This is a genomic window from Mycobacterium gordonae (assembly GCF_001417955.2).
GTDB lineage: Bacteria > Actinomycetota > Actinomycetes > Mycobacteriales > Mycobacteriaceae > Mycobacterium > Mycobacterium gordonae_B.
On the sequence record NZ_LKTM01000090.1, the window covers coordinates 67,679 to 86,491 of the forward strand.

The following is an 18,813-nucleotide window of genomic DNA, read 5'->3' on the forward strand; positions in this document are numbered from 1 at the left end:
GTGACTAGTCAGAGTGCCCCCACACCGGACCGCCGGGCGATCATCACCGAGGCGCTGCGCAAGATCGACGATCTCACCGCACGCCTCGAGATCGCCGAAGCGGCCAACAGCGAGCCGATCGCCGTCATCGGCATCGGCTGCCGCTTCCCCGGCGGTGTGAGCAACCCGGACGAGTTCTGGGACCTGTTGCGCGACGGCCGCAGTGGCATCGTCCGGGTGCCCGGTGAGCGCTGGGACGCCGACGCCTTCTACACCGACGACCACACCGTGCCCGGCACCATCTGCAGTCGCGAGGGCGGCTTCCTCACCGGCTGGCAACCGGAGGAGTTCGACGCCGAGTTCTTCGCCATCTCCCCGCGCGAAGCCGCGGCGATGGACCCGCAGCAGCGGTTGCTCCTCGAAGTGGCGTGGGAGTCGCTGGAGAACTCCGGCGTTGCGCCGCACACCATTCGGGGCACCCAGACGTCCGTCTTCGTCGGCGTCACCTCGTACGACTACATGGTCACCCTGGCCGGCCAGTTGCGGCCCGAGGACCTCGACGCCTACATCCCGACCGGCAACGCGCTGAACTTCACCGCCGGCCGGCTGGCGTATTTCCTCGGCGCACAGGGGCCCGCGGTCGTCATCGACACCGCCTGTTCGTCCTCGCTGGTGGCGATTCACCTGGCCTCGCAGAGTCTGCGGTCCCGGGAGAGCGACATGGCGCTGGTCGGCGGCACCAACCTGCTGCTGAGCCCGGGACCGAGCATCGCCTGCTCACGGTGGGGCATGTTGTCCCCGGAGGGCCAGTGCAAGACCTTCGACGCCGCCGCCGACGGCTACGTGCGCAGCGAGGGCGCCGGGATGGTGGTGCTCAAACGGCTGGCCGACGCGCAGCGTGACGGCAACCGGATCCTGGCCGTGGTCCGCGGTTCGGCGGTCAACCAGGACGGCGCCAGCAGCGGCGTGACGGTGCCCAACGGCCCCGCGCAGCAGGCGCTGCTGCGCAAAGCGCTGACCTCGGCCAAGCTCGCACCCGCCGACATCGACTACGTCGAGGCGCACGGCACCGGGACGCCGCTGGGCGACCCGATCGAACTCGACTCGCTGAGCAAGGTTTTCAGCGACCGCGACGGCAGGCAACCGCTGGTGTTGGGCTCGGTGAAAACCAACCTGGGCCACCTCGAGGCGGCGGCCGGCATCGCCGGATTCATCAAAACCGTGCTGGCGCTGGGCCACCGGCACATCCCGCGGCACCTGAACTTCCGGCAGCTGACACCGCACGTCAGCGACGGGGTGTCCCGGCTCGCCATCGCCGCCGAGGGCATGGACTGGCCGGGGACCGAGCGCCCGCGCCGGGCCGGGGTGTCCTCGTTCGGTGTCAGTGGCACCAACGCGCATGTGGTGCTCGAGCAGGCTCCCGATTCGGTTGCGCCGCAACCTACTCCGCAGCCGACCGTCTCCACCCTCGTGGTCTCGGGCAAGACCCCGCAGCGGGTCGCGGCCACCGCGGCGGCCCTGGCGGACTGGTGGGAAGGGCCGGGCGCCGACTTGACGCCGGCCGACGTCGCGCACACCCTCAACCACCACCGCGCGCGGCAGGTCAGGTTCGGCACCGTGGTGGCCCGGGACCGGGCGCAGGCCATTACGGGATTGCGGGCACTGGCGGCCGACCCGGTCTGCAACGACGGATCCGTCGGGCCGGGCACCGTGTTCGTCTACTCCGGTCAGGGTTCACAGTGGATCGGCATGGGCCGCCAACTGCTGGCCGACGAGCCCGCATTCGCCGCCGCCGTCGCCGACCTGGAGCCGGATTTCTCTGCGCAGGTTGGTTTTTCGCTGCAGCAGACCCTGGCCGGCAGCCGCGAAGTGGTGGGTATCGAGAACATCCAGCCGGTGCTGGTCGGCATTCAGCTCGCGCTCACCGCGCTGTGGCGGCAGTACGGGGTGAAACCCGACGCGGTGATCGGGCACTCGATGGGTGAGGTGTCGGCAGCCGTGGTGGCCGGCGCGCTCTCCCCCGCCGACGGGCTGAAGGTGATCGCGACCCGCTCGCGGCTGATGGCGGCACTGGCCGGACAGGGCGCGATGGCGCTGCTGGAACTCGACGCCTCCGACACCGCGGCCGCGATCGCCGACCATCCGGCGCTGACCCTGGCGGTGCACGCCTCACCGCGCCAGTCGGTGATCGCCGGACCCCCGGATCAGGTCGATGCGGTGATCGCCGCGGTCGCGGCCAAGGACCTGCTGGCACGGCGCATCGACGTCGACGTCGCCTCCCACCACCCCATCATCGACCCGATTCTGCCCGAATTGCGTTGCGCGCTGGCCGGTCTGGCACCTGAAGCGCCGGTGATCCCGATGCTGACGACCGCCGTCCAGGGACCGACGCCGGCGCTGCTGGACGCCGACTACTGGGCCGCCAACCTGCGCAACCCGGTTCGGTTTCACCAGGCCATCAGCCTGGCCGCGCAGCACCAGCACACCTTCATCGAAGTCAGCCCGCACCCGCTGCTCACCTACGCCATCACCGACACCCTTGGCGAATCGGGCACGCGCGTGTTGGGCACCCTGCAGCGCGACACCGACGACACCGTCACTTTCCACAGCAACCTCAACGCCACGCACGGCACCCGCCCGCCCGACACACCGCATCCGCCCGAACCGCACCCGCTGCTGCCGGGCACGCCCTGGCAGCACACCCGGCACTGGATCGACGCCGGCTCGACCACCGATACCCACGGCCATCCCCTACTTGGCGTCGGCGTGCACGACCCCACCAACGGCACCCGCGTGTGGGAGTGCGCGATCAGCCCCGATCTGCTCTGGCTGGGCGACCACTGCGTGGACGACGTGTGCGTGCTTCCCGGGGCCGCGTATGCGGACATCGCGCTGGCCGCGGCGACCGACACCTTCGCCGGCGCGCCCTGGATGATCCGCGAACTCACCCTCGATCAGCTGATGCACGTCACCGACAGCACGGTGATCGCCACCACGCTCACCGGCGACGAACAGTCCTGCCGGGTCGAAATCCGCACTCGCAGCGCCAATTCCGGATGGATCAAACACGCCTCCGCCACGTTGGTACCCGCAGAGCCGGCCCAGCCGGAGGCGCCGGAATCCGCCGAAGGCGCGACCGCGCTCGATCCCGGGGAGCTGTATCAACGGCTGCGTGCCGCCGGGCAACAGCACGGTCCCGCGTTCCAGGGCATCGTCGGATTGTCGGTATCGCCGTCCGGCGCCGCTCACGCGCGGGTGCAATTGCCGGCGAGGGCGAAGGCCGGCGCCCGAAAGTTCCTGCTGCATCCGGTGATGATGGACATCGCGATGCAAGCGCTCGGCGCCACCGCGCCCGCCACCGAGCTGACCACCGGTGCGCAGCAGGCCATCGTGCTTCCGGTGGGCTTCGCCGGGGTCCGGGTGCACGGCGACGTCGTGAACGGCGCGACCGCGGTCGCATCCCTCACCCCGACCGACAGGCCGGACCGGTTGGCCGGCCGGGTCCTGTTGCTCGACGCCGAGGAACGCCCCGTCCTGGAGATCGACCGCGTCGAGATGGCGGTGCTGCGATCGCCCAGCGGTGCAAGGGAACTCGGCAATCGCCTGTTCTCGGTGGAATGGCGGCCCGCGGCGCTGGAGGATCACTCCGATGCGCCCGCGGCGCTGTTGCTGGTCGGCTCCGACGACCTGACCGCCGGGCTGCGCGCCGAACTCGCCGCGCGAATCGGCCGGTGCGACGCGGTTTCCGATGACGAAGCCATGCGGGCCGCGATCGGTCAGCGCGACACCACGTGGGACGGCATCGTGCTGGTCTGCCCGCCCCGCGGGTCCGACGAAGCCGAGCCCATCCAGACCCAACTCGACCTGGCGCGCACCCGCACGCTGCGCGTCGCAGACATCGTCCGGGCGGTGTCGCGCGTGGGTGCCCGCAACAGCCCCCGGTTGTGGATAGTCACGCGCGGGGCGCAACAACTGGACCCCACCGAGTCGGTCACCCTGGCACAGACGCAACTTCGCGGCATCGCCCGCGTGCTGAATTTCGAGCACCCCGAGCTGAAGACCACGTTGGTCGACGTCGACCCGGACGGCATGCAACCGCTCACGGGTCTGGTCGACGAACTGCTGGCGGGCTCAGATCAGGACGAGGTCGCGCTGCGCGCCGGGCAACGGCATGTGAGCCGCCTGGTGCCCACGCCGCTGCTATCCGGTGAGCTGATCCCGGAAAATCGTTTCACCACAGTCGATCTCGATTCCGGCGGCGCGTTCACGCTCGACGGCGACCTGCAGGCGCACGCGGCCGGGCGCACCGAACGGGCCGACGGCCAGGCAGAGGTCCGCGTTCTCACCGCTCTGCTGAACGACGGCGGCGACGTCGCCGAATGCGTCGGGGTGGTGGTTCGCGGGCCGGAGACCGGCCGGCGCGTCATCGCTTTCGGATCCACCGCAACCGGCTCCTACCTGACCACCGGCGCCGACCTCGTGGTACCCGTGCCCGAGGTCCTGTCGGATGCGCAGGCGGCCGGCTTCGGACTGCCCTATCTCACGGCATGGCATGCGCTGTGCACGGTCGGGCAGGTTGCGGACGGCGAGAAGGTGCTGATCCACCGCAGCGGTGACGGTGTAAACCTGGCGGCCGCCGCCATCGCCACCATGATGGGCGCCCAGGTGTTCACCGCCGCGCCTGAGGAATCCGTGGACATCGTTCTCAATTCGCTTCCCGGAGAGGCGATTCGGACGGGCCTGCGGCTGCTCGCCCCGGGTGGTCGGTTCCTCCAGCTGGGCCGGGCCGACACCGCGATCGATCTGAGCGGGCTGGCCCGCGACGCCTCCTTCGCGGTCGTGCGGCCGCAGCCCGCGCGCTACCGCGGCTACCTCGAAGAGATCCTGCGGCATGCCGTCACAGGCCGATTGGCGCCGCTGCCGGTCACCGAGTTTGCCCTCGATCACGCGGACCAGGCATTGCGACTGCTGAGGTCGGGCGACCACGCCGGCCGGGTCGCCATCTCGATACCCCAGAGCGGCAGCATCCCGGCCCTCGCGCCACGGCCGGCCCAGCCCCTGGTCCGGCCGGACGGCGGGTATGTGGTCGTCGGCGGCTTGGGCGGTCTCGGCTTCGTCACCGCCCGCTGGCTCGCCGAGCAGGGCGCGGGACTCGTTGTGCTGAACGGACGTTCGGCGCCCGGCGCAGAAGTGCAGGCCGTGATCGACGACCTCAACGACGCGGGCGCCCGCGTCGAGGTGGTGACCGGCGATCTCGCCGACCCCGAAACCTCGCGGCGCCTGGTGGCCGCGGTCGGCGACGCCGGCTTCCGGCTGGCCGGCGTGGTGCACAGCGCGATGGTGCTGGCCGACGAGATCGTGCTCAACATCTCCGACTCGGCGTCGGCGCGGGTGTTCGCCCCCAAGGTGGCCGGCGGCTGGTGGCTGCACGAGGCGACCAAGCATGCCGACCTGGACTGGTGGGTGTCGTTCTCGTCGGTCTCCGCACTGGTCGGCGCGCCCGGTCAGGGCTCCTACGCCTCAGCGAACTCCTGGATCGACGGCCTGGTCGCCTACCGCCGGTCGTTGGGGCTGCCCGCGACCGGAATCAACTGGGGCCCTTGGGCCGAAGTGGGCCGGGCTCAGTTCTTCGCCGACCTGGGCGTCTCGATGATCACCCCGGCGCAGGGGCTGGCCGCGATGGAGCTGGTGGTGTCGGCGGACCGGGCCCGCACCGGTGTGTTCGCGCTCGACGCGCGGCAGTGGTTCCAATCCTTCCCCGCCGCAGCGGGATCCTCACTGTTCGCCACCCTGCAGGAGTCGATCACCCTCGAGCAGCGCACCGGCGGTGGCCGCGTCCGCGCCGAACTGGACGCGACCGATCCCGCCGAGCGCCCGGCCCGGCTCGCGACGGCGATCGCCGACGAGATCCGGGCCGTGCTGCGCTCGACCGACCCGATCGACCACGACCGGCCGATGGAGTCGCTGGGTCTGGACTCCCTGATGGCCCTGGAACTGCGCAACCGGCTGGAGGCGAGCCTGGGCACCACCCTGCCGGTGGCCCTGGTCTGGGCCTACCCGACCATCACCGACCTGGCCGGCGCCCTGTGCGAGCGGCTGGGTTACGAGTCGGAAGCCACCGACGCCGGGAGCGCCGAGGAAGAGCCCGAATTATCGGACGAGGAACTGGATCTGCTGTCTGACCTGGTTGCGGCCAGTGAGCTGGAAGCAGCGACGGAAGGCGCGGAGTAATGACGAGTCTGGCCGAACGCGCCGCCCAAATGTCACCCAAGGCCCGCGAAGTCCTCGCGCGTGAACTGGTGCGTGCGGGCACGGCATTCCCCACCGACGTCGCCGAGCCCATCGCGGTGATCGGCATGGGCTGCCGGCTGCCCGGCAATGTCAATGGGCCGCAAGACTTCTGGCAACTGCTGCTGGACGGCCGGGACACCATCCGGGAGGTACCCGCCGACCGCTGGGACGGCGACGCCTTCTACGACCCCGACCCGGAGACCCCGGGCAAGATGACCACCAAGTGGGGCGGGTTCATCGACGACGTCGCGGGATTCGACGCCGACTTCTTCGGCATCACTCCGCGCGAGGCCGCCGCGATGGACCCGCAGCACCGGGTCCTGCTCGAGGTGGCCTGGGAGTCGCTGGAACACGCCGGACTGGCACCGGATTCGCTCAGCGGCAGCCGGACCGCCGCGATCATGGGGCTCTCGACGTGGGACTACACCATCGTCAACATCGAGCGTCGCGCCGAGATCGACGCCTACCTGTCCACCGGCACTCCGCACGCCGCCGCCGTGGGCCGCATCGCCTACCTGCTCGGGCTGCGCGGCCCGGCGGTCGCGGTGGACACCGCATGTTCCTCCTCGCTGGTGGCGGTGCACCTGGCCTGCCAATCGCTGCGGCTGCGGGAAAGCGATGTGGCACTGGCCGGCGGGGTGCAGCTGGCGCTGTCACCGTTCGCCGCGATCGCGGTGTCGAAGTGGTCGGCGCTGTCGCCGACCGGACGCTCAAAGGCCTTCGACGCCATGGCCGATGGCTTCACCCGCGGCGAAGGCTGCGGCGTGGTGGTGCTCAAACGGTTGTCCGACGCCACCCGTGACGGCGACCGGGTACTGGCGCTGATCCGCGGATCGGCGATCAACCAGGACGGCCGGTCCAACGGCATGACCGCGCCGAACGCCCTGGCCCAGCGCGACGTCATCACCACCGCGCTGAAGCAGGCCGAGGTGACCGCCGAGAGCGTGCACTACGTCGAAGCGCACGGCACCGGCACCATTCTGGGCGACCCGATCGAGTTCGAGTCGCTTTCGGCCACCTATGGACGAGGCGAGGGCCGCTGCGCGCTCGGGGCGGTGAAGACCAACCTGGGCCACCTGGAAGCGGCAGCCGGTGTCGCCGGGCTGATCAAGGCGATCCTGGCCGTCGAGCACGGCTACATTCCGCGCAACCTGCACTTCACCCGGTGGAACCCGGCCATCGACGCGTCCTCGACCCGGCTGTTCGTGCCGACCGAGGGCACGCCGTGGCCCGATGCCTCCGGCCCGCGCCGCGCCGCCGTGTCCTCGTTCGGGCTCAGCGGAACCAACTCGCATGTGGTGATCGAGGAGGCGCCGAAAGTCGTTGCGCCCCCAGCGGACAACGATCCCGAGGTGTCGACGCTGGTGGTATCCGGAAAGACGCCGCAGCGGGTGGCCGCCGCGGCGGGCGCGCTGGCGGACTGGATGGACGGCGCTGACGTGTCCCTTGCCGACGTCGCGCACACCCTCAGCCACCACCGGGCCAGGCACGCGCGGTTCGGCGCCGTGGTGGCCCGCGAGCGCGCCCAGGCCGTCGCCGGGCTGCGCGCGCTGGCCGCCGGCAAACCGGCGCCGGGCGTGGTCGGTCCGCAAACCGGATCCCCCGGCGCGGGAACCGTGTTCGTCTACTCCGGGCGGGGCTCGCAGTGGGCCGGCATGGGCCGCCGATTGCTGGCCGACGAGCCGGGTTTCGCCGCGGCCGTGGCCGAACTGGAGCCGGTCTTCGTTGAGCAGGCCGGGTTCTCGCTGCAGGACGTGTTGGCCGAGGGCCGGGAACTGGTGGGGATCGAGCAGATCCAGTTGGGCCTGATCGGCATCCAGTTGGCGCTGACCGCGTTGTGGCGTTCCTACGGGGTGGAGCCCGACCTGGTGATCGGGCATTCCATGGGCGAGGTGGCCGCCGCCGTGGTCGCCGGAGCCCTCACCCCCGCCGAAGGGTTGCGGGTGACGGCGACTCGCGCCCGGTTGATGGCGCCGTTGTCCGGGCAGGGCGCCATGGCGCTGCTCGAACTCGACGCCGCGGCCACCGAGGCGCTGATCGCCGACTATCCGCAGGTGACGCTGGGCATCTACAACTCACCCCGCCAGACCGTGATCTCCGGGCCCACCGAACAGATCGACGAGTTGATCGAGCAGGCGCGCGCCCGGGACCGCTTCGCCAGCCGGGTCAATATCGAAGTGGCCCCGCACAATCCGGCCATGGACGCGCTGCAGCCGGCGATGCGCGCCGAACTGGCCGACCTGCAACCGCGCACCCCGAGCATGCCGATCATCTCCACCACCTACGAAAGCACCGACACCACCGCCCTTTTCGATGCCGAGCACTGGGCCGTCAACATGCGCAACCCGGTGCACTTCCAGCAGGGCATCGCGCTGGCCGGCGAGCAGCATCACACCTTCATCGAGGTCAGCGCCCACCCGCTGCTGACGCATGCGATCACCGAAACCCTCGACAGCCCTGGTTACCGCGCGATCGGCACCCTGGCGCGCGACGCCGACGACACGGTCACCTTCCGCACCCAGCTTGCGCAGGTCGCCAAGAACCCGCCGATCAGTACCGGCGGCCGGCTGGCCGATATCCCCACCACGGCCTGGCAGCACGAGCAGTTCTGGGTACAGGACCGTTCGTCGATGGCCGACCTGGTGCTGCATCACCCGCTGCTGGGTCTGCACGTCGAGGTGCCGTCCAGCCGCGACCACGTGTGGCAGGCCGACGTCGGCACCGACGTCTCCGGCTGGCTCGCCGACCACCGCGTGTTCGGACAGCCCATCATGCCGGCCGCCGGGTACGCCGAGATCGCGCTGGCCGCGGCTAGCGACGGGTTGGGAGTACCCGTCGAAAGCCTGGCGGTCAACCAGCTCGAGGTTGAGCAGATGCTCACCCTGGACAAGCACACCCAGCTGACCACGCAGTTGATCCGCAACGGCGACAGCAAGATTCGCATCGAAATCCATTCGCGCACATCCGGTGGTGACTGGACCCGGCACGCCCTGGCCAAGGTGGAGCCGACGCAGGCCGGCCCCGGACCGGTGCCCGCCACCGGACAATCCCAGACCTCGGTGGCACCGGCCGACTTCTACGCGCTGCTGCGCCAGGCGGGACTGCACTATGGCCCGGCCTTCGCCGGTCTGACCCGGATCGACCGGTTGTCGGACGGCTCGGTGGAAACCGAGATCACCCTGCCCGACCAGGCGCCCCGACACCCTGGTTACCGCATCCATCCCGCTCTGCTGGACGCCGCGTTGCAGAGCCTTGCCGCGGCGATGCCGGCGGATGAGGCCGGCAGCGCATCCACCTACTTGCCGGTCTCTTTCGAGAGCCTGCGGGTATACGGCAACCCCGGGCGCTACGCCCGCTGCCGCGCGACCCTCACCAGCCTCGACGCGGGCGGCACCGGCAAGCTCGGCCGGATCGTGCTGATGGACGCCGCCGGCAACGTGACCGCGGAGGTCAACGACATCTTCCTGCGGTCGGTGGAGCGACGCAGCGTGCCACTTCCGCTGGGGCAGAAGATCTTTGAAGCCGCATGGGTGGAACAGCCGCTCGGGGACGAAGCCGCCACGCCGGCACCGGGCAGTTGGCTGCTGCTGGCCACCGACGCGACCCGGGCCCGCGCCGAGGAATTCGCCGCCGCTTGGCGGTCCGAACAGCATCGGGTGCTCACCGCGGATCTCGACGACGAGCCCGCGATGCTGGCCGCATTCGCCGAAACCGCGGGCAACCCCGTACACCCACCCGCCGGTGTCGTCGTCTTCGTCGAGGACGCCGCCGACGTGACCGGGGCTCGCGATCTGGTCTGGTCGATCAGCACCGTGGTCCGCGCGATCGTCGGCGGCTGGCACGGCGAACCGCCACGGCTGTGGCTGGTCAGCCGCGGCGGCCTGGTGGTCACGGACGGTGAAGCCGGGCAACCCGCGGTCGGCGCGCTGAAAGGCCTGATCCGGGTGTTGGCCTACGAGCATCCCGAATTGAGCGCCACGCTCATCGATCTGGACCAGAACGGAAACGCGTTAACCGCCGAACTCAGCGCGCCCGACACCGGCCTTCTCACCACCGTCATCGCGCACCGCGGTGAGCACCGCTACGTCGAACAGCTCACCCGGGCCACCCTCGATGGCGCCCAGGGCAATCCGGTCGTGCGACCGGGTGCCAGTTACATCATCACCGGCGGCCTCGGCGGCCTGGGCCTGGTGGTGGCGCGCTGGCTGGTCGACGGGGGCGCGGGCCGGGTCGTCCTCAACGGCCGCAGCGAGCCCGGCGAGGAACAACGCAAGGTCCTGGCCGAACTGGAGGGCCGCGCCGAAATCGTGGTCGTCCTCGGCGATGTCGCGACGCCCGGGGTGGCGGAACAACTTGTCGCGGCGGCCGGGGACGGCCACCGGGAGCTGCGCGGCATCCTGCACTCGGCAGCCGTCATCGACGACGCCCTGGTGTACTCCATGACCAAGGACAGCCTGGACCGGGTCTGGGCGCCGAAAGCCATTGGCGCACAACGGCTGCACCAGGCCAGCACCGGCCGCCCGCTGGACTGGTGGGTCGGTTTCTCCTCGACCGCGTCGCTGCTCGGTGCGCCCGGTCAGGGCGCCTATGCGTGCGCGAACGCGTGGCTGGACGCCCTGGTCGCCGCGCGCAAGGCGGCCGGACTGCCGGCCGCGGTGATCAACTGGGGTCCGTGGTCGGATGTCGGCATGGCCCGCACCCTGGCCGGCAGCGTGCTGGACCCGATCACGCCGGCCGAGGGACTCGCGGCCATGGAATCGTTACTGGCCAGCGACCGCAGCCACACCGGTGTCGCACGCCTGCGCGCGGACCGGGCACTGATCGCCTTTCCCGAAATCCGCAACCACGACTTCTTCTCGGCCGTGGTGCGGGAACTGGAAGCCGCCGGAGGCGGGGACGATTGGGCCGGACCCGACTCGCTGCGCGAGCTGGACCCGGCCGAGGCGGCCCGCGTGATGACCGACCTACTGCGGTCCCGGATCGCGGCGGTGATGGGGTACGCGGACAAATCCGCCGTCGACCCCGGCCTGCCGTTGCTCGATCTCGGCATGGATTCGCTGATGGCCGTGCGGATCCGCAACACCGCCCGCGCCGACTTTGGCGCCGAGCCGCCGGTGGCGTTGCTGCTGCAGGGTGCCACGCTGCACGACCTGACCGCCGACCTGATGCGCCAACTCGGGCTGTCGAGCCCCGAACCGGCCACCGAAACGAGTACCACCGTCCGCGACCGCGCTCAGCAGCGCGCGGCGGCGCGACAAACAGCCGCACAGCGGCGACAAGTTCGATCCGGAAAGCTTGGAGGAGTTTAGTGAGCAGTCCCGACAACGCGATCGCGGTGGTCGGCATGGCCGGCCGGTTCCCGGGCGCCAATAACGTGTCGGCGTTCTGGGACAACCTGCGGCGCGGCAAGGAATCCATCGTCACCCTGTCCGAGCAGCAACTGCGCGACGCCGGCATCAGCGATAAGGCATTGGCGAACCCGTCTTACGTCCGGCGCGCGCCGATCGTCGACGGCGTCGACGAGTTCGACGCCGACTTCTTCGGCTTCCCGCCGCTGGTCGCCCGGTCCCTGGACCCGCAGCACAGGCTGTTCCTGCAGTGCGCCTGGCACGCACTCGAAGACGCCGGCGTCGACCCGGCCCGCTACGACGGGTCGATCGGCGTGTACGGGACCAGCTCTCCCAGTGGCTATCTGCTGCACAACCTGCTGTCGCACCAGGACCCGAACGCCGTGCTGGCCGAGGGCTTGAACTGGGACCAGCTCAGCATGTTCCTGCAGAACGACAAGGACTTTCTGGCCACCCGGATCTCGCACCAGTTCAACCTGCGCGGGCCCAGCCTCGCGGTGCAGACGGCGTGCTCGTCGTCGCTGGTGGCGGTGCACCTGGCCTGCATGAGCCTGCTGTCCGGTGAATGCGACATGGCGCTGGCGGGTGGCGTATCCCTCTGCGTCCCACACGATGTCGGGTACTGGCATTCGCCGGGCCAGATGCTCTCCGCGGTCGGGCACTGCCGGCCCTTCGACGTGCGCGCCGACGGCACCGTCTTCGGCAGCGGTGTCGGCCTGGTGGTACTCAAGCCACTGCAGGCCGCCCTCGACGCCGGCGACCGGATCCACGCCGTCATCCGCGGATCGGCGATCAACAACGACGGCTCGGCGAAAATGGGCTTCGCGGCACCCAGCGCGTCGGCTCAGGCCGACTGCATCGCCGAGGCCCACGCCGTCTCCGACGTCGACGCCTCGACCATCAGCTACGTCGAAACCCATGGCACCGGAACGCCGTTGGGCGACCCCATTGAAATCCAGGGATTACGGACGGCATTCGAGGCGTCCGAGGAACCGCGGTCGGCACCGTGTGTGATCGGCTCGGTCAAGTCCAACATCGGCCACCTCGAAGTCGCCGCCGGAATCGCGGCGCTGATCAAGACCATCCTGTGCCTGAAGAACAAGGCGATCCCGGCGACCCTGCACTACACCAGCCCCAACCCGGAACTGCACCTCGACGAGACACCGTTCACCGTGCAAAGCCGCTACGGCGCTTGGGAATCCGACGGTATCCGCCGGGCCGGGGTGAGCTCGTTCGGCATCGGCGGCACCAACGCCCACCTGGTGGTCGAGGAGGCGCCGGAGGTCGCGGCGCAGGCCGCGCCCGAGGGGCCGCAGGTGTTGCTGCTCTCGGCGCGCACCGCCGAAGCCCTCAGCGAGGCGCGGACGGCCCTGGCCACCGCGCTGGAGCGCCCGAACGCCCCGGGGATGGCCCCAGGGATGGCAAACGTCGCCCACACGCTGGCCGGCCGCCGCAGACACCACGTCACCATGGCCGCCGTCGCGGCCGACCGGGCCCAGGCGGTCGCCCTGCTGCGCGCCGCCGAGCACGACAACGTCTTCGTCGGCGAGTCCCCCGCCGACAGGGCAACCACCGATCAGGTCGTCTTCCTGTTCCCCGGCCAGGGCGCCCAGCACCCCGGCATGGCCAAGGGGCTGTACGACACCGAACCCGTCTTCGCCGAACACTTCGACGCCTGCGCCACGGCCTTCCAGGCGGAGTTGGGCCTGGACCTGCGCGAGACGATATTCGCCGGCACCGCAGCCGAGTTGATCGTCTACGGGCGCAACCACTCCCCCGACGACATCGAGGCGACCATCCAGGAGATCACCCGTGGCCGGTGTGCGGCCATCGCGGTGCCGGGCGAGCGCAGCACCGAGAAACTGGTCGCCATCATCGAACTGCGCAAGCGCGGTGAATCCGATCGGGAGGTGATGGACCGGCTGGGCGAGATCAAGCGGGAAGTCAACTCGGCGTTGTCGAATTCGCATGGTCTGAGCGCCGCGGATCTGGTCCTGGTGCCGCCGGGCTCAATCCCGATCACCACCAGCGGCAAGGTCAGACGGGCGGCCTGTGTCGAGCAGTATCGGCAGGACAAGTTCGCCCGCTTGGACGTTTAGCATCATCGTGTCGAGGCGGCTCACCAAGCTTGTCGTCGTCCTGGCGTGGGTCGCGGTGGCGGTGGCCGCGAACGTCATCACGCTCGCCATGGCCGGCCCTTCGTCACCGCCGTCCGACGGGCCGATTGCCACCGCCGACAGCCGTATCGCGCAAGCGTTTCCAGGTACCGGCACCGACGCGATCGCCTACCTGGTGCTGGACGGCCGTGATCCGCTGGGCGACGCCGACCGGCAGTACTACGACGATGCCGTGCGCGCCCTGCGCGCCGACACCGCCCATGTGGGATCGGTCCTGGACTGGTGGTCGGACCCGTTGATGGCTCCGTTGGGAACCGGTCCCGACGGGCGGTCGGGGTCCGCGGTGATCTGGTTGCGGGGCCAGGCCGGTACCGCCAAGGCCGCCGAATCTCTCGATGCGGCGCGCTCGTTGGTGCGCAAGTTGCCGCCGAACGCGGGACTACGCGCCCGCGTCACGGTGCCCGCCGCCGCGCGCGGCACCGGGCTGCGGCTGGCGCCGTGGCAGGCGGCGCTGATCGTGGCTGCGGCCCTGCTGGTCGCCGCGCTGTTCCTGCTGCGGTCAGGGCTTTCGTCGGTTGCGATCGTGACGCTGACCGCCGCGTTGTCTGTGGCGGTTGCATGGCCGTTGGCGGCGTTGTTCGGGCTGTTCTGCTGGACGGTGGCCGCGGTGCTGATGACCGGGGCGATAGCCGCGGCCGCGCTGCTGCTCACCACTGTCGCGCGGGACGGCTACCGCGCGATGCTGCCCGTATTGGCGGCGCCGGCGGCGGGCGTCACGCTGCTCACCGCCCCACTGCTGCTCGCGCAGACCCCGGGGGTGCACGCCGTCGGCCTGGCCGCGCTGGGTGTCGTTGTCGCACTTGCTGCTTCATTGACGTTGCTGCCGGCATTGCTGACGAAGTCCGCAGCGCCGCCGGCCCGTTCGTGGGTGCTGCCGGCGCCGGTGCGCCGCGCGGTCCGCAATCCGGTCGTCGCCGTCGCGCTGGTATCGGCCGTCTGCGCCTTGCCTGTCCTCGGAATGCATTGGGGCGTAGGCGATGTCCCGGCCCGGGCCGGCAAGCAGTTCACGGCGGACAACCGCCTGCCCGATGTCGTCGTGGTCAGATCCAGCCACGACCTGCGCGACCCGGCCGGGCTCATCGCCATCGACGCCGTCAGCCGCCGGCTGATGGAGATTCCCGGTGTCCGCAAGGTGCAGTCGGCGGCCTGGCCGGCCGGCGTTCCGTGGACGGACGCCTCGCTGAGTTCGGCAGCGGGCAGGCTCAGCGACCAACTGGATCGTCAGGCCGCCTCGTTCGTGCCGCAGGTCACCGCGGTCAAGACCCTGGGTTCGGTGCTGGACCAGGTCTCGGGTTCGGTCAATGAGCTTGAAGCGAGCGTGAGCGCAGGCGTGGGCGGGCTCGCCCAGTTGCAGCAGGCCATCAACTCGGTGGTGTCCGGCACCCGGAACATCAAGGACACCGCCGCCGAGGTCTCCGGCTACCTCGACCCGGTGCGCGGCTGGATGGGCGGCGTTCAGGATTGTGCCGCGGACATGCTGTGCTCGGCCGCCCGGAAGGCGATCGACCCGTTCGATCGGGTGATCGCCGACGTCACGGTGCTTTCCGACGGCGCTACCCGATTGGCGGCGGGGTCGGCGCGCACGACCAACGCCCTGGCCGGGACGCCACGCGCGGTGGCCGAGATGCGGTCGGCGCTCACTCAGCTGCGCTCGTTCGTTCCGACCCTGCAGACGACCATCGAGACCACCATCCCTCAGGTCGTTCAGTTGTCAGCGTTCCTGAAGAACCTCAGCATCGACTTCGCCGACACCGGTGCGGGTGGCTTCTACCTGCCGCGCAAGGCGCTGGCCGATCCGTCCTACCAGCACGTGCGTCAGACCATGTTCTCCGCCGACGGCACCGCCGCCCGGCTGCTGGTGTATTCCGACCAGACCGGTCTGGACCTGTCCGCGGCGTCGCGCGTGAACCAGATCGAAAGCGCGGTCGGTAACGCGACCAAGTACGGCAGCCTGGTCGACAGCGAGGTCGCCGTGGCCGGGAGCGCCGCGATGGCCGCCGCCGTTCGGGCCGCGCTGGAGCACGACGCGATTCTGCTCGCCTTGACGGTCGTGACGGTTGCGGCCCTGGCCGGCATGTGGCGCGGGGTGGGCGCCGGATTGGCGGTCGTGCTGGGGTTGTCGGGTTCCGCACTGGCCGGCCTCGGCGTGACCGTTGCGGTGTGGCAGTACCTGTTGCACGGTTCGGTGGACGCCTCCGGCGTGCCGGCGGCATTCGCCGTTCTGGTGGCGTGCGGCGCGCCGTGTCTGGTCGCCGCGCTGGTGCCGATCCGGCGCGTCATGGCACCGCTCGCGGCGGCCGGCGGGGTTTTCGGCGCCGCTCTGATGCTGCTCGGTTCGTCGTGGGCGGTGGCTCAGATCGGCACTGTTGTCCTGGTGGGACTGGTGCTGCTGACGGCGATGGCGCGGTTAATCGACGTTGACCGGCTCGTTCCACTTGGACAGGGTGACCTGAACCGAGCCTGATCCCAGGTCGACGCTCGCCCGGACCAGGCGGTGCGATCCGTCCTGCGCGATCCACACGGTCGCCGGCCTGGACTGCCTGGCACCGGGATCGATGATCTTGACGGTGTCGGCCGGCAGAGTTCCGTTGATCTTGTTGGTGTTGATTCCGTCGATCACCTCGGTGCCCTGCGCTTGCAGATTGGTGACGCCGGAGAGCATCTTCGCCACGCCGTTGGCGGGATCCAGCAGTCGGGTGGCCGACAGGTCCGACACGGAGCCGAGGTTCGTCCAGTCGTCGAAGAGCTTGACCGAGATGGCGTCGTCCTTGATCCGGAACGGGACGTCGGCCTGGCCGTTGTAGGTACACGAACCTTTGGCGGTGAGCGGGTTGGCGCGGACGTCGACGTCGGCGTTGGTGATGCCGAGCATGCTGTCGACCTGACCATTGGTGCGGACCGACAGATGCGCGCTGGTCAAGGCCTTGGTCGCGTCCACCGACTGCCGGATTTCGGCCATCTGTGGCGAATCGGTGGTCGTGCCGGTGGTGGCCGGGCCCTCGGATTCCTTTGGGGCAGAGGCGCATCCGGCCAGCGAGAGCACGGTGACCGTCAGCATCACAGCCGATGCCGCAGACAACTTCACGCGAAATTTCATCTTTTCCTCGTCTCAGCTGCGCCGGTGTGCGAAGCCCCGCTCCCAGCGCACGAACCGCCAAGCTTAGTGGCCTGCGCCGACCCGGAGGCCGGAAGCCGGGATTCTGCCTCCCGCTTACGATTGACACATACCCCCTTGGGGTATATGTTCCGGGTACTGAACCGAAGGATCGGAGTTCTTCATGGCAGACAACGCGCTCGGCGCCCTCGGGCATGCCCTGGCCCTGACCGGTTCGATGACGTGGGAGATCCTGTGGGCGCTGATCCTGGGATTCGCACTGTCCGCGGTCGTACAGGCGGTGGTGCGTCGCTCGACGATCGTCGGACTGCTGGGCGACGACCGGCCCCGGACCTTGGCCATCGCGGCCGGACTCGGCGCGGCGTCGTCGTCGTGCTCCTATGCCGCGGTGGCGCTCGCCAGGTCGCTGTTTCGCAAGGGCGCCAACTTCACCGCCGCCATGGCGTTCGAGATCGGCTCCACCAACCTGGTGGTGGAGTTGGGCATCATCTTGGCGCTGTTGATGGGCTGGCAGTTCACCGCTGCCGAGTTCGTCGGCGGGCCGTTGATGATCATCGTCCTGGCGCTGCTGTTCCGGCTGTTCGTGCGCCAGCGGCTGATCAACGCCGCGCGCGAGGAAGCCGAGAAAGGCGTGGCCGGCTCGATGGAAGGCCATGCGGCCATGGACATGTCGATCCAGGGTGACGGTTCGTTCTGGAGCCGGCTGATCTCCGGGCGGGGGTTCACGTCGGTGTCGCACGTGTTCGTCATGGAGTGGCTGGCGATTCTGCGTGACCTGGTCATCGGGTTGCTCATCGCGGGCGCGATCGCGGCGTGGGTGCCCGAAACCTTCTGGCAGGACTTCTTTTTGACCAATCACCCGACCTGGTCAGTGGTGTGGGGGCCGATCGTCGGGCCGTTCGTGGCGATCGTGTCGTTTGTCTGCTCGATCGGCAACGTGCCGCTCGCCGCGGTGTTGTGGAACGGCGGCATCAGTTTCGGCGGGGTCATTGCGTTCATCTTCGCCGACCTGCTGATCCTGCCGATTCTGAACATCTACCGTAAGTACTACGGCACCAGGATGATGCTGACGCTGCTCGCCACCTTTTACGCCGCGATGGTGGTAGCCGGGTATCTGGTCGAATTGATCTTCGGCACAGCGGGTCTCATTCCCAGTCAGCGCAATGCCATGGTGATGTCGTCCGGGATCAGCTGGAACTACACGACCTGGCTGAACATCATCTTCCTGGTGATCGCCGCTGTGCTGGTGGCCCGGTTCTTCACCTCGGGCGGGATGCCCATGCTGCGCATGATGGGTGGGTCGCCCGAGGCCGAGCATGAGCACGGCGGGCACGGCGGGCACGGGGCGGGGTGCCACTGAGTCAGCCCGCCTCGGGTGACTGAGTCCGTTCCCAGGTGTCACATCTGTAACTTGAGATGAGTGGCACCAGGTTCCGAAAAGTGATATCGCCCGTGATATCAACACCTTTCGGCCTTCGCGGCGATCCGGACTTGTCAGTGGCCCTCCATAGAATTGGGGTATGACATCGAGTACGCGCGAGGAGATCATCGAGGTCTTCAACACACTCGACGCCGCTGTTGATCGCCTGTGTGACTTGACGTTCGACGCGCTCACCACCCCAGAGTTCCTGCGCGGCATGGAGCGCCTGGAAAAGGTGCACCGCCGGATGCGCACACCCCAGCACACGTTGATCAACCACCTCAAAACCCAGGCCACCGAGGAAGAACTCGGCGGCAAACTCCCCGCGGCGCTGGCCGAGCGCCTGCGGATCACCAAAGCCGACGCCAACCGGCGCATCGCCGAAGCCGACGACCTCGGCCAGCGCCGGGCGTTGACAGGCGAACCATTAGGGCCACTGTTGGGCGCGACCGCCGCCGCCCAACGCGAAGGTCTGATCGGTGA

At 69.6% G+C, this 18,813-nt stretch carries 7 protein-coding genes; 6 read left to right on the plus strand and 1 reads right to left on the minus strand.

Going from position 1 to position 18,813, the window contains the following annotated elements:
- Genes AO501_RS10095 through AO501_RS10110 form a run of 4 tightly spaced genes read left to right on the plus strand, consistent with a single transcriptional unit; the run spans position 1 to position 16,259 of the window.
- Positions 1 to 6,210: a type I polyketide synthase gene (locus AO501_RS10095; RefSeq protein WP_055577580.1), complete on the plus strand. Its 6,210-nt coding sequence runs from the start codon at positions 1 to 3 to the stop codon at positions 6,208 to 6,210.
- On the plus strand, positions 6,210 to 11,579 hold the full coding sequence (locus tag AO501_RS10100; RefSeq protein WP_055577581.1) for a type I polyketide synthase: 5,370 nt from the start codon (positions 6,210 to 6,212) through the stop codon (positions 11,577 to 11,579). The genes AO501_RS10095 and AO501_RS10100 overlap by 1 nt, the downstream gene beginning before the upstream one ends.
- Entirely contained in the window at positions 11,579 to 13,717 is a 2,139-nt protein-coding gene (locus AO501_RS10105; RefSeq protein ID WP_231752426.1) for a type I polyketide synthase, read from the plus strand. The genes AO501_RS10100 and AO501_RS10105 overlap by 1 nt, the downstream gene beginning before the upstream one ends.
- A 7-nt stretch (positions 13,718 to 13,724) precedes the next feature.
- The gene (locus AO501_RS10110; protein WP_055577582.1) at positions 13,725 to 16,259 is read left to right on the plus strand and encodes an MMPL family transporter; all 2,535 of its coding nucleotides are present in this window, start codon (positions 13,725 to 13,727) and stop codon (positions 16,257 to 16,259) included.
- Here AO501_RS10110 and AO501_RS10115 read toward each other — a convergent pair.
- Positions 16,203 to 16,892, minus strand: a complete 690-nt coding sequence (locus AO501_RS10115; RefSeq protein ID WP_055577583.1) for an LppX_LprAFG lipoprotein — start codon at positions 16,890 to 16,892, stop codon at positions 16,203 to 16,205. The genes AO501_RS10110 and AO501_RS10115 overlap by 57 nt on opposite strands.
- 181 nt (positions 16,893 to 17,073) lie before the next feature.
- On the opposite strand from AO501_RS10115, the gene AO501_RS10120 reads away from it, so the two are divergent.
- The gene (locus tag AO501_RS10120) at positions 17,074 to 18,270 is read left to right on the plus strand and encodes a permease (protein WP_055577584.1); all 1,197 of its coding nucleotides are present in this window, start codon (positions 17,074 to 17,076) and stop codon (positions 18,268 to 18,270) included.
- Between the two features lie 160 nt (positions 18,271 to 18,430).
- The coding region (locus tag AO501_RS10125; protein ID WP_156452449.1) for a DUF222 domain-containing protein at positions 18,431 to 18,813 on the plus strand (383 nt) is incomplete at its 3' end.